Below are 12,781 nucleotides of genomic sequence, written 5' to 3'. Positions count from 1 at the left end.
CCTATGCGTGAGAGGCCAGCGCACGGTAGCCCGGCTCGGCGAAACGCCGTGCGGCTTCGCGGATCTCGTCGGTCAAGGGACGTTGTTCGGGAATATCGCCGGTGAAGACGCGGGGCTCGGGGCTCTTGGCATCGAACCGGGCTTCTTCGGCCATCCGGGCGACGGCGGAAGCGTCCGCGTGGAACCCGAAATGCGTTGCCACACAGAGCCATACCGCACTCGGCAGGTCGGCGTAATCGATGCAGAGGCGCCCGGCCGGATCGGCTGCGGCCGATTCCAGCATCGCGCCGAGGGCCCGCGCGGCATATTCGGCCCGCGTCATGGCCGGGACGGCGGCCTCGTCGATGCCGAAACGCCGTGCGGCGCGGTGTGCCTGCGGGCCAAGCCACCCCGGCGGTCTGGCCAGCAGTGAGGCCAGGACACGGGCCGGATCGCGTTGGACCCAGATCCACGGTGTGTCCGCAAATGCGGCCGCAAGGATGTCCCGCCTTCGGATGTTCCAGCTGGAGCACTTCAGCACCAGCTGCCGCTCGTCGTCGTGGCGCTGTCGGCCCAGCGCTCGCACCAGGACCCGCACGGCCGCCACGAGCTCGGGCCCGTTGAGCCGTTGCGGGCCGAGCCCCAACAGGTGATTGAGCGGCGCCGGTTCGTTGAGGACGACAACGCCCGGGAGTGTGCCCAAAAGCCGTGACACCAAGGTTGATCCGCATCGCGAGAGGTGAAAGATGATGCCGGCCGGCTCGAGTGACGCCTCGCCGTCGAGCGCGACGAGCGCGTCAAGTCCGGTTTTGACGAGGGGTCGTGCGGCCGGGGATGCGGCCCACCGCGTCACGGTCCGGTCGAAAAACGGTTCGTCGAATCGCACCTCCGTCAGGTCGGCCCAGAAAACCTCCGGGACAGGCCGGGAAAAGTCCAGCCGCACCGGCGTCCAGCGGGCGAGCTCAGCCAGGTCCATGTGGCGAGTCGGTTTCGGGATCAGTTGGTGACAGACGAACCAGGTATCCGCTCACGATAAGCGATCGCGCCAACTCGACCTGCTGTGCTGCTGCAAGTCCCGGGAGGTCGGCAATCCGGAATGGCGCGGTGCTCTTTGCGATAAATTCCAGCGCGGCTTGGTGATCGGAGTCGGCACGTATCGACAGCGTCGCGAACTGCAGCGCAACACCGTCGGGGCCCGCTTTCACGCGCGAGTAGAGCGGTCGATACTTTTCGACAATCGTCTGTGCGCCGATTCCTGCGGTGTCGGCGATCTGCCCGATCGGCGGACAGTGGCCGCGGCGGACGAGAACGTCCGCCAGCGTGTCCAGGCCTCCCTGTACCGCGCTCGGCTCCTCGACACTGCGGAGCGCATCGCGCAGCATGGCGCTCATCGATGCCTGCAGATCGGCGTCGTCGAGATGGCGTAACGGGAGGCGGGCGTTCAAGGCGTCGTTGCGCAAACTCTCCGAATACAGCGCTCCGATGGCCAGCATGAGGACGCTGGGCGTATGGAGACCGACGGTCAGGTGCACCGATGGTCCCGACGTCGGCGTCTCGGCCGCGTGCACCCGGCCGCGCGGCAGGTACAGCACGTCGCCGGCTTCCAGGCGTAGATCCGTGGGCGGGGGAAGCCCGCGGATCCGAACCGTCTTGTCGTCCCGCCGCAGTCGGTGCGGTGGGATGTCGACACCGGCATACAGATGCCAGACCTTGGATCCTTCGATCTGCAGGATCACAACGTCGTGGTCGTCGTAGTGGGGAACCAGACCCTGCGAGCCCGGGGGAGTGGCGTAGGCGTTGACCTGGACCGGGACGTTCAGCTCAACCTCGATGGCGTGGGCCAGCGACGCAACGCTACGCGAGTAACGCTCGACGGCGTCCACGACAATCGTGTAACCGTCGGCAAAGTCGCCGCGGATCGCGGCCACGTCGAGGCCGCCGTCGCCGAGCCGGTAGCTGTCGGCGCCCTTCTTGTCTTTGCCCCGCATCAGCCGCACCGCCGGTGGCTCCCGGCGAAAAAGCTCCAGAAGGTGGTCGAGGGCCGAGGAGCCCGGCAGCAGGCCGTCGAAGTAGCCGTCCCGGCATCGCGCGACGTGGTAGTGCTTTTGTGCCCATATCTCGTCGAGAAAGGTCTGCACCGAAAGGGGTTCAAGCAACCCGGCTAGCGACAGCTCGATGGCGCGGCCTCCCGCAATCGTGGTCGTGATGGGCAGGCAGGGCGGACCGTGCCTTGCCGGCAACTCAGTATGACGGATCGGTAGCTGAGCGGGTCCTCGCTGACCACACCGGCGTCGGCGCAGCACGCGGCCAGCTACCACCGCGCTCGCCAGTACCGTTGCGCGACACCGGAAAAGGCGTATCGACCGGACGGCGTAGGGTGGGTTGGGTGCGAAGCGAAGGCGATACCTGGGACATCACAACGAGTGTGGGTTCGACCGCGTTGTTCGTGGCGACGGCGCGCGCTTTGGAGGCGCAAAAGCCCGACCCATTGGCCGTGGACCCGTACGCGGAGATTTTCTGCCGCGCCGTGGGCGGCTCGGCGGCGGACGTACTTGACGGGAAGGACCCCGACCACCAATTGAAGACCGCGGACTTCGGCCAGCATTTCGTCAACTTCCAGGGCGCCCGCACCAAATACTTCGACGAATACTTCCGTCGCGCGGCGGACGCGGGCGTGCGGCAGGTGGTCATCCTCGCGGCGGGCCTGGACTCGCGCGCCTACCGCCTGGATTGGCCGGCCGGCACGACGATCTTCGAGCTCGACCAGCCACAAGTGCTCGACTTCAAGCGCGAGGTGCTGTCCCGCGTCGGCGCCCAGCCGCGTGCCGAACGCCGTGAGATCGCCATCGATTTACGTGAGGACTGGCCACAAGCGCTGCGCGACAACGGCTTTGATCCCGCGAAGCCGTCCGCCTGGATCGCCGAGGGTCTGCTGATCTACCTTCCGGCCAGCGCCCAGGAGCAGCTGTTCACGGGTATCGACAGCCTGGCCGGCCCGGGCAGCCACGTCGCCGTCGAGGACGGCGCCCCGATGCAGCCCGACGCCTTCGATGCCGCGCTGGCCGAAGAACGCGCAGCCACGGCCGAGGGTGACGGGCGGGTGTTCTTCCAGCTGGTCTATAACGAGCGGCACGCGCCGGCCACCGAATGGTTCGGCAAGCACGGCTGGAATGCGGTCGGCACACCACTGGCGGATTACCTCCACCAAATCAGCCGCCCGGTGCCGGGGCCCGATACCGAAGCCGGTCCGATGGTCGCGCGGAACACCTTGGTGAGCGCCGTTCGAGCCTGACCCCGAAGGCCGGTCGTGATCGCTGATCACGGCCGGTTTTTCATGAGTCTCCCCTGAATCCGGCACGCGCCGGAACTTTCCCGGGCCGCCATCCGACTACTACCGGGCTCATCCTTGCGCCGCCATACAGCCCAGGCGGTCGCTGACGCAGCCCGGCGAGGAGTCTGTGGCATGACGCCACGCGTTTTTTCCAATCGATCGACCGCGACGTCACGCGCTGTGGACGGGGGAGCATGACCGCGCCCGTGTGGATGGCATTTCCCCCGGAGGTTCATTCGACGCTGCTGTCCAGCGGTCCGGGGCCCGGCGGCCTGCTGGCCTCGGCCGCGTCGTGGACATCGTTGAGCCAGACCTATGCGGCGGTAGCCGACGAGCTCAGCCAAACCTTGGCGGCGGTGCAGGCCGGGGCGTGGGAAGGGCCCACCGCCGAGCGATACGTTGCCGCGCACGTGCCGTATTTGTTGTGGCTGACGCGCGCCAGCGCCAACAGTGCGGCCATGGCCGCCCAGCAAGAGGCGGCGGCCACCGCCTACACCACCGCGCTGGCCGCGATGCCGACGCTGCCGGAACTTGCCGGCAACCATGCTGTGCACGGGGCGTTGGTGGCGACGAACTTCCTCGGCATCAACACGATTCCGATCGCGGTCAACGAGGCCGACTACGCGCGAATGTGGACTCAGGCGGCTACCACCATGTCCACTTATCAGGCGGTCTCCAGCGCGGCGGTGGCCGCCGCCCCGCAGGCCGACCCTTCCCCGCAGATCGTGAACAGCAGCGACAGCTCCGACAGCAGCGACGGCTTTCAAGACATCGTCGACAACGACTCGGGTAACCCCTATGACGGCAGCTGGTATCTGAACCGTGTCACCGAGATCACCCAGACCTTGTCCCGGGACTTCACCGAGATCGCACACAACCCCGTCAAAGGGTTCCTGCAGCTGCTGCACGACATCATCGGCCTGATCATCGACGAAATCGGTCACGCCATCCAGTTCTTTCAGGCGTTCCCGCAACTCCTGGCGGTTCCGGCCTTCGCGCCGACCGCATTCGGGGGAGGCTTCGCGGCCCTGAGCGTGCTGGCCGCGATCCAGCCCGCGGCGGTGCCTGCCGCCCCCGCCGTGGCGCCGGCGCCCGTGCCCCACACCACGGATCTGCCGGCCGTGGCCAGCAGTCCCGTCACGGTGAGCGCCGCGGCCCCGGCGTCGACCGCACCGACGTCCGCGCCCTCGCCCGCCTCGACCCCGACCACCGCCCCCGCGGGGGCACCGCCGCCCACCGGTATGGGGGGCGGCGCCTTCCCCTACCTCGTCGGCGGTCCGGGCGTCGGAACCGGCGCCGGGTTGAGCAGCGGCGCTCAGCGCAAGGCGCCGGAGCCCGATGCCGCCGCGGCGGCCGCACCGGCAGCGACCTCGGCGACCGAAAGGCAGCGGGCGCGGCGCCGCCGTCGCGCGGCGATGAAAGACCATTACCGCGGCCATGAGTTCATGGACATCGACGACGATGACGCCGGGCCGGTCGCCGACCCCGGGTGGTCGGTGGCCTCGGATCGGGGCGCGGGGTCGCTCGGCTTTGCCGGAACCGCGCCCGTGGCGACCACCGCGGCCGCGGGGCTCACCACGCTGGCCGGCGACGAGTTCGGCGACGGACCGTCGATGCCGATGTTGCCGGGCAGCTGGCAGAGCGACTAGCGGTGGAACTTTTCCGGCCCGTCGGCCGACTACTGGCTGCGTGATCGTTCCGACGGCTACGGCCGCCGCGGATGCTTTCGGGGCGCGCGAGCGAGTTGATAATGAAAATGATTTTCATTAAGGTGGGGCCTTGCTGTGAGACCGCCCGACGTGCGGCTGTGAGTATGCCGAAAATGCGGAGAATCTCTCGCGGAAACATCCTCAACAGCGGTAAAAGAAGGACAGTGCAGTGGTGAGCGGACAGGCCCAAACGTCTCGACAGTTAGCTTATGCAATGCTAACTTCAGGCAGTTAGGTTAGGGGAGACTACATACATGGAAAGTCGCGGCCGTGGAACTCGGTGACACCGGCATGCTCACAGCTCAGCCCGTTAATTCGCGCGTGGACGCGCGGGTTGACGAGGACGTCGTCAGCCGGTTCGCCACGTGCTGCCGCGCGCTGGGCATCGTCGTCTACCAACGCCAGCGCCCCGCCGATCTGACCGCCGCGCGCTCCGGCTTCACCGCGCTGACCCGCGTCGCCCACGACCAGTGCGACGCCTGGACGGGCCTGGCGGCCGCCGGCGACGTGTCCCTGCGTGTGCTCGAGGCGGTATCGCGCAACGTCGCGACCGCGGGCACGCTGCAACGCCAGGTCGACCTGGCGCCCGACTCGCTGGGCTTCCGCTACGACACCGGGCTGTATCTACAGTTTCGCGCCGCGACGCCCGACGACTTTCACCTCGCCTACGCGGCCGCGCTGGCAACGGCGGGACGATTTGCTGACGCCGACGAAATCGTCACCGGCCTGACCGCCGGCCGCCCGAATTGGCGCGAGGCCCGGTGGGTGTCCGTCGTCATCAACTACCGCGCCGAGCGCTGGTCGGACGTCGTCAAGCTGCTGACCCCGATCGTCAACGACGCCGATCTCGACGAGGCCTTCTCGCACGCCGCCAAGATCGCGCTGGGCACCGCGCTGGCCCGGCTGGGCATGTTCGCCCCGTCGCTGTCGTACCTGGAGGAGCCCGAGGGTCCCGTCGCCGTGGCCGCCGTCGACGGCGCGCTGGCCAAGGCGCTGGTGCTGCGCGCGCACGTAGACGAGGACTCGGCGAGCGAGGTGCTGCAGGATCTGTACGCCGCTCATCCCGAAAACGAGCAAGTCGAACAGGCCCTGACCGACACCAGCTTCGGCATCGTGACCACCACGGCGGCCCGCATCGAAGCGCGCACCGACCCCTGGGACCCCGAAACCGAGCCCAGCGCCGAGGATTTCGTCGACCCCGCCGCGCACGAACGCAAGGCCGTGCTGCTGCACGAGGCCGAGCGCCAGCTCGCCGAATTCATCGGACTCGACGAGGTCAAGAACCAGGTGTCGCGGCTGAAGAGTTCGGTCGCCATGGAACTGGTCCGCAAACAACGCGGCCTGGCGGTCGCGCAGCGCGCCCACCACCTGGTCTTCGCCGGCCCGCCCGGAACCGGTAAGACCACCATCGCCCGCGTTGTCGCCAAGATCTATTGCGGCCTGGGGCTTTTGAAGCGGGAGAACATTCGCGAGGTCCACCGCGCCGACCTCATCGGCCAGCACATCGGCGAGACCGAGGCCAAGACCAACGCGATCATCGACAGCGCCCTCGACGGCGTGCTGTTCCTCGACGAGGCCTACGCGCTGGTTGCCACGGGCGCCAAGAACGACTTCGGGCTGGTGGCCATCGACACCCTGCTGGCGCGGATGGAGAACGACCGCGACCGCCTGGTGGTCATCATCGCCGGATACCGCGCCGACCTGGACAAGTTCCTGGATACCAACGAGGGCTTGCGTTCTCGGTTCACCCGCAACATCGACTTCCCTTCCTACGCACCGTCGGAGCTGGTCGAGATCGCGAACACGATGGCCGAGCAGCGCGACAGCATCTTCGAGACGGCCGCGCTCGAACACATGGAGGCGTTGTTCACCAAGCTGGCAACCGAGTCGACGCCGGACGCCAACGGAATCTCGCGACGCAACTTGGACATCGCCGGTAACGGTCGATTCGTCCGGAACATCGTCGAACGCTCCGAAGAAGAACGAGAGTTCCGGCTCGACCATTCGGAACACGCCGGAACCGGCGAATTCAGTGACGAGGAGCTGATGACGATCACCGACGACGACGTCGAACGGTCGGTAGAGCCGTTGCTGCGCGGCCTTGGCCTGTCGGTGCCGGCATGACCTCCAACAACGAGTCCGACGAACGCCGTTCGTTCACCTCTCGCACGCCGGTCAACGACAACCCCGACCAGGTCGAGTACCGCCGCGGTTTCGTCACCCGCCACCAGGTCACCGGCTGGCGGTTCGTGATGCGCCGGATCGCCTCCGGTATCGCCTTGCACGACACCAGGATGCTGGTCGACCCCCTGCGCACGCAGTCGCGCGCGGTGGCCATGGGCGCGGTGCTGCTGGTCACCGGCTTGGCGGGTTGCTTCGTGTTCTCACTGATCCGGCCCAGCGGCACGGTGGGTACCAACGCCGTGCTGGCCGACCGCTCGACGGCCGCGCTGTACGTGCGTGTCGGCGACGACCTGCACCCGGTGCTCAACCTGACCTCCGCCCGGCTGATCACCGGCCACGCGGTCGATCCCACGATGGTGAAAAGTTCTGAGCTGGACCGCTTTCCGCGCGGCAACCTGATCGGCATCCCGGGTGCGCCGGAGCGCATGGTGCAAAACCCCTCGCGCGACGCGAACTGGACGGTGTGCGACGCCGTCAGCGAGCCGGCCCAGGGTGGGCACGCCGCCCACAGCACCGGCGTCACGGTGATCGCGGGCCAGCCGGACAGCAGCGGTGCGCGCGCGGCGACGCTCGCGTCGCAGCAGGCGATCCTGGTCGACCGGGACGGCAGCACCTGGCTGTTGTGGGACGGCAAGCGTTCGCAGATCAACCTGACCGACCACGCGATCACCAACGCACTTGGCCTGGGGCAGAACAACTCCGAGGTGCCCGCCCCCCGTCCCATCGCGCTGGGCCTGTTCAATGCGATCTCGGAGGCACCGTCGCTGACGGCACCCGGCATCCCGAACGCCGGCGCCCCGGCCCCGTTCAGCGTGCCCGCTCCGATCGGCGCGGTGGTGGTCTCCTACGCCCTGGAGCAGAGTTCTTCGGGCACGCCGCGCTACTACGCGGTGATGCCCGACGGCCTGCAGCAGATCTCACCGGTGCTCGCCGCGATCCTGCGCAACACCAATTCCTATGGGCTGGACCAACCGCCGCGGCTGGGTGCCGACGCGGTGGCCAAGCTGCCCGTGTCGCGGATGCTGGACACCGCGCGGTATCCGGATCAGCAAGTCAGCGTGGTCGATGCGGCCAAATCGCCTGTCACGTGCGCCTATTGGAGCAAGCCTGCCGGGGCAGCGACCAGCTCGCTGCGCCTGATGTCGGGCTCCGCGCTGCCGATCGCCGAATCGATCCGCACCGTCGACCTGGTGGGCGGCGGCGCCGCGACGAATGGTTCGGTGGCCACCCGCGTCGCGCTGGCGCCGGGCACCGGCTACTTCACCCAGACCGTCGGCGGCGGCCCGGATTCGCCGGGCACCGGGTCGTTGTTCTGGGTCTCTGACACCGGTGTTCGTTACGGCATCGACAACGAGTCGGAGCGCTCAGCCGCCGGACACGGTAAAACGGTTGAGGCCCTTGGTCTTAACGGTTCGCCGGTCCCCGTTCCGTGGTCGGTGTTGTCGCTGTTCGCGAATGGTCCGACGTTATCGCGCGCCGACGCGCTGCTGGCTCACGACGGGTTGCCGCCCGATCAGAAGCCCGGCCGTGTGGCATCTGCCGAGGGAGCCCCCCGATGAGCCGACTGATCTTCGAAGCGCGCCGCCGCCTGGCGCCGCCGGTGACCCGCAAGGGCACCATCGCCATCGAGGCGCCACCCGAGTTGCCCCGCGTGATTCCGCCGTCGTTCCTGCGCCGCGCGATGCCCTATGTGCTGGTGATCCTGATCGTCGGCATGATCGTCGCCCTGTTCGCCACCGGAATGCGGATGATCTCCCCGCAGACCCTGTTCTTCCCGTTCGTGCTGTTGCTCGCCGCCACCGCCATGTATCGCGGCGGCGACAACAAAATGCGCACCGAGGAGGTCGACGCGGAACGCGCCGACTACCTGCGCTACCTGTCGGTGGTCCGGGACAACATCCGCACCCAGGCCACCGCGCAGCGCGCCGCGGCGCAGTGGTCCCACCCGGAGCCGTCCGCGCTGGCGACCGTGCCGGGATCGCGTCGCCAGTGGGAGCGTGACCCGCACGACCCCGACTTCCTGGTGCTGCGGGCCGGTCGCCACCACGTGCCGCTCGCCACCGCCCTGCGGGTGAATGACACCGCAGACGAAATCGACCTGGAGCCGGTGTCGCACAGTGCATTACGCAGCCTGCTCGACACCCATCGCACCGTGCGCGATGTGCCGATCGGAATCGACCTGACCAAGGTCTCCCGGATCACCGTGCTGGGCCCGGAAGACGAGGCGCGGGCGGCGCTGCGCGCCTGGGTCGCTCAGGCGGTGACCTGGCACGACCCGACCGTGCTCGGGATCGCGCTGGTGGCCCCGAATCTGGAGAGCCCGGACTGGTCCTGGCTGAAGTGGTTGCCGCACATCGACGTTCCGGGTGAGCTCGACGGGGTCGGGCCGGCCCGCTGCATGTCGACCAGCGCCGACGACCTGGTCGCCAGCCTGGGATCGGCCCTCGTCGACCGTCCGGCGTTCGCCGGCGAGCCGGCCGATGCGCTCCGTCACCTGCTGATCGTCATCGACGACCCCGACTACGACCTCAACACATCGACGCTGGCGCTGGGCCGGGCGGGTGTCACCGTGGTGCAGCGCAGCGCCACGGCGCCGAACCGTGAGCAGTATTCGGATCCGGAAAAGCCGATCCTGCGCGTCGCGGGGCGGGCGGGCGGGGGCAGCCGAGAGGTCGCCATCGAGCGCTGGCAGACCGGCGGCTGGCAGCCCTACATCGACAACGCCGACCAATTCGGCGCCGACGAGGCCGCGCACCTGGCACGCCAGTTGTCACGCTGGGACTCCAACCCCACCCACACCGGGCTGCGCTCCGCGGCCACCCGCGGTGCCACATTCACCACGATGCTGGGCATTTCGGATGCCTCTCAATTGGACGTGCCCACGCTGTGGGCGCCGCGCCGCCGCGAGGACGAGCTGCGTATTCCGATCGGCGTCACCGCGACCGGTGAGCCGCTGATGTTCGACCTCAAGGACGAAGCCGAGGGCGGCATGGGCCCGCACGGGCTGATGATCGGTATGACGGGTTCGGGCAAATCCCAGACCCTGATGTCGATCCTGTTGTCGCTGTTGACGACTCATTCGGCCGACCGGTTGATCGTCATCTACGCCGACTTCAAGGGTGAGGCCGGGGCCGACAGCTTCCGTAACTTCCCGCAAGTCGTCGCCGTCATCTCCAACATGGCCGAGAAGAAGTCGCTGGCCGACCGCTTCGCCGACACGTTGCGCGGCGAGGTGGCCCGCCGGGAGACGCTGCTCCGGGAAGCGGGCCGCCAGGTCCAGGGCAGCGCCTTCAACTCGGTGGTGGAGTACGAGGCCGCCATCGCCGCCGGACACGACCTGCCGCCGATCCCGACGCTGTTCGTGGTCGCCGACGAGTTCACCCTGATGCTGGCCGACCACCCCGAATACGCGGAGCTGTTCGATTACGTTGCGCGTAAAGGCCGCTCGTTCCGCATCCACATCCTGTTCGCGTCGCAGACGCTGGATGTCGGCAAGATCAAGGACATCGACAAGAACACCTCCTACCGCATCGGTCTGAAGGTGGCCAGCCCCAGCGTTTCCCGCCAGATCATCGGTGTGGAGGACGCCTACCACATCGAGTCCGGCAAGGAACACAAGGGCGTGGGCTTCTTGGTGCCCGCCCCGGGCGCGACGCCCATCAAGTTCCGCAGCACCTACGTCGACGGCATCTACGATCCGCCTCAGAAGGCCAAATCCTTTGTCGTGCCTTCCATCCCGGAGCCGAAGCTGTTCACGGCCGGTCGCGTCGAACCGGATCAGGACACTGTGGTCACCGCCCCCGAGGAAGACGAATTCACCGGCCCACCGCGCAAGCTGATCGCCACCATCGGCGACCAGCTGGCCGGCTACGGTCCGCGGGCGCCGCAGCTCTGGCTGCCGCCGCTGGACGAGCCGATCCCGTTGACCGCCATGCTGGCCCGCGCCGGCGTGCCGCCCCGGCAGTGGCAGTGGCCCCTCGGCGAGATCGACAAGCCGTTCGAGATGCGCCGCGATCCGCTGGTGTTCGACGCCGCCTCGTCGGCCGGCAACATGGTCATCCACGGTGGCCCGAAATCGGGCAAGTCGACCGCGCTGCAGACGTTCATCCTGTCCGCGGCCAACCTGCACTCCCCGCGCGAGGTCACGTTCTACTGCCTGGACTACGGCGGCGGCAAGCTGCGGGCGCTCGAAGACCTGGCGCACGTCGGCAGCGTGGCCTCGGCGCTGGAGCCCGAACGCATCCGGCGCACCTTCGGCGAACTCGAGCAGCTGCTGCTGTCGCGGCAGCGCCGGGAGGCGTTCCGGGACTCCCGCGGTTCCGCCCCCGACGACGGGTTCGGCGAGGTGTTCCTGGTCATCGACAACCTCTACGCGTTCGGCCGGGACAACACCGACCAGTTCAACACCCGAAACCCGTTGCTGGCCAGGGTCAGCGAGCTGGTCAACATCGGTCTCGCGTACGGCATCCACGTCGTCGTCACCACCCCGAGCTGGCTCGAGGTTCCGTTGGCCATGCGCGACGGCCTCGGCTTGCGGCTCGAGCTCAAGCTGCACGACCCGCGGGACAGCAACGTCCGGGTGGTCGGCGCCCTGCGTCGCCCCGCCGAAGCGGTGCCGCACGACCAGCCGGGACGCGGATTGACCATGGCCGCAGAGCATTTCCTGTTCGCCGCCCCCGAGTTGGACCAGGTCGCCGCGCTCAATGCGCGCTACCCGGGCGTCACCGCGCCGCCGGTGCGGCTGCTGCCGACCAACCTGGTGCCGGAAGCGGTCGGGTCGCTGTATCGCGGGCCGGAGCAGGTCGTCATCGGGCAGCGCGAGGAGGATCTCGCGCCGGTGGTGGTCAACTTCGCCGAGAACCCGTTGCTGATGGTGTTCGGCGACAGCAAGTCCGGGAAGACCACGCTGCTGCGCCATCTCATTCGCACGGTGCGGGAGCACTCGACGCCCGATCAGGTGGCCTTCACTGTGCTGGACCGGCGGCTGCACCTCGTCGACGAGCCGCTGTTCGCCGACAACGAGTACACCGCCAACATCGACCGCATCATCCCGGCGATGCTGGGGCTGGCCAACCTCATCGAATCGCGCCGGCCACCGGCCGGCCTGTCACCCGGCGAGCTGGCCCGCTGGCGCTACGCGGGCCACACCCACTATCTGATCATCGACGACGTGGACCAGATACCGGATTCGCCGGCGATGAGCGGCCCCTACGTGGGGCAGCGGCCGTGGACCGCGCTGATCGGATTGCTCTCGCAGGCAGCCGATTTGGGGTTGCGGGTGATCGTCACCGCACGGGCCACCGGTTCGGGGCACGCCCTGATGACCAACCCGCTGCTGCGCCGGTTCAACGACCTGCAGGCGACCACGTTGATGCTGGCGGGTAACCCGCAGGACAGCGGCAAGATCCGCGGTCAGCGGTTCGGCCGGCTGCCCGCCGGGCGGGCGATCCTGCTGGGCGACAGCGACGCCCCGACGTACGTGCAGTTGGTCAACCCGTTGGTCGGGGAGTCCGTGATAGAGGGCGCTACAGACGGTTTCGCCCACTGATGTTTATCCAAGTCCGAAAAGGACCCGGAA

General features: G+C 68.2%; 7 protein-coding genes. 5 read left to right on the top strand and 2 right to left on the bottom strand.

The window, feature by feature from the left end; all coding sequences use genetic code 11:
• Window position 1: 1 nt before the first annotated feature.
• A complete protein-coding gene (locus A5708_RS06270) occupies window positions 2–955 on the bottom strand; it encodes a hypothetical protein (RefSeq protein ID WP_065027784.1) in 954 nt (317 codons plus the stop codon).
• Window positions 942–2,117 (bottom strand): cupin domain-containing protein, encoded by a 1,176-nt coding sequence (locus A5708_RS06265; protein WP_231117828.1) that lies wholly within the window; start codon window positions 2,115–2,117, stop codon window positions 942–944. The genes A5708_RS06270 and A5708_RS06265 overlap by 14 nt, the downstream gene beginning before the upstream one ends.
• Window positions 2,118–2,365: 248 nt before the next feature.
• Here A5708_RS06265 and A5708_RS06260 point away from each other — a divergent pair, with 248 nt between their 5' ends.
• The 5 genes from A5708_RS06260 to eccCa all read left to right on the top strand — a co-directional run bounded on the left by A5708_RS06260 (window position 2,366) and on the right by eccCa (window position 12,751).
• Window positions 2,366–3,271, top strand: a complete 906-nt coding sequence (locus A5708_RS06260; protein ID WP_065027842.1) for a class I SAM-dependent methyltransferase — start codon at window positions 2,366–2,368, stop codon at window positions 3,269–3,271.
• Window positions 3,272–3,504: 233 nt separating this feature from the next.
• Window positions 3,505–4,959 (top strand): PPE domain-containing protein, encoded by a 1,455-nt coding sequence (locus A5708_RS06255; RefSeq protein WP_065027783.1) that lies wholly within the window; start codon window positions 3,505–3,507, stop codon window positions 4,957–4,959.
• Window positions 4,960–5,289: 330 nt separating this feature from the next.
• Window positions 5,290–7,143 carry a type VII secretion system ESX-3 AAA family ATPase EccA3 gene (eccA3, locus tag A5708_RS06250; RefSeq protein WP_065027782.1) on the top strand — a complete coding sequence of 618 codons (1,854 nt, stop codon included), beginning with the start codon at window positions 5,290–5,292 and terminating at the stop codon, window positions 7,141–7,143.
• A complete protein-coding gene (eccB, locus tag A5708_RS06245) occupies window positions 7,140–8,762 on the top strand; it encodes a type VII secretion protein EccB (protein WP_065027781.1) in 1,623 nt (540 codons plus the stop codon). Before eccA3 ends, eccB begins: the two co-directional genes overlap by 4 nt.
• Complete coding sequence (eccCa, locus tag A5708_RS06240) at window positions 8,759–12,751, top strand: type VII secretion protein EccCa (RefSeq protein ID WP_065027780.1); 3,993 nt, start codon at window positions 8,759–8,761, stop codon at window positions 12,749–12,751. Before eccB ends, eccCa begins: the two co-directional genes overlap by 4 nt.
• Window positions 12,752–12,781 lie beyond the last annotated feature (30 nt).

The organism is Mycobacterium colombiense (assembly GCF_001672755.1).
Lineage (GTDB): Bacteria > Actinomycetota > Actinomycetes > Mycobacteriales > Mycobacteriaceae > Mycobacterium > Mycobacterium colombiense_C.
The sequence above is the reverse complement of the archived record's forward strand: the minus strand, read 5'-3'. Positions and strand labels throughout refer to the sequence as shown.

Excerpts from the sequence above, each read along its gene's own strand:
- A5708_RS06270 (WP_065027784.1), bottom strand. The coding sequence starts at position 955 with ATGGACCTGGCTGAGCTCGCCCGCTGGACGCCGGTGCGGCTGGACTTT.
- A5708_RS06255 (WP_065027783.1), top strand. The coding sequence starts at position 3,505 with ATGACCGCGCCCGTGTGGATGGCATTTCCCCCGGAGGTTCATTCGACG.
- eccB (WP_065027781.1), top strand. The coding sequence starts at position 7,140 with ATGACCTCCAACAACGAGTCCGACGAACGCCGTTCGTTCACCTCTCGC.
- eccCa (WP_065027780.1), top strand. The coding sequence starts at position 8,759 with ATGAGCCGACTGATCTTCGAAGCGCGCCGCCGCCTGGCGCCGCCGGTG.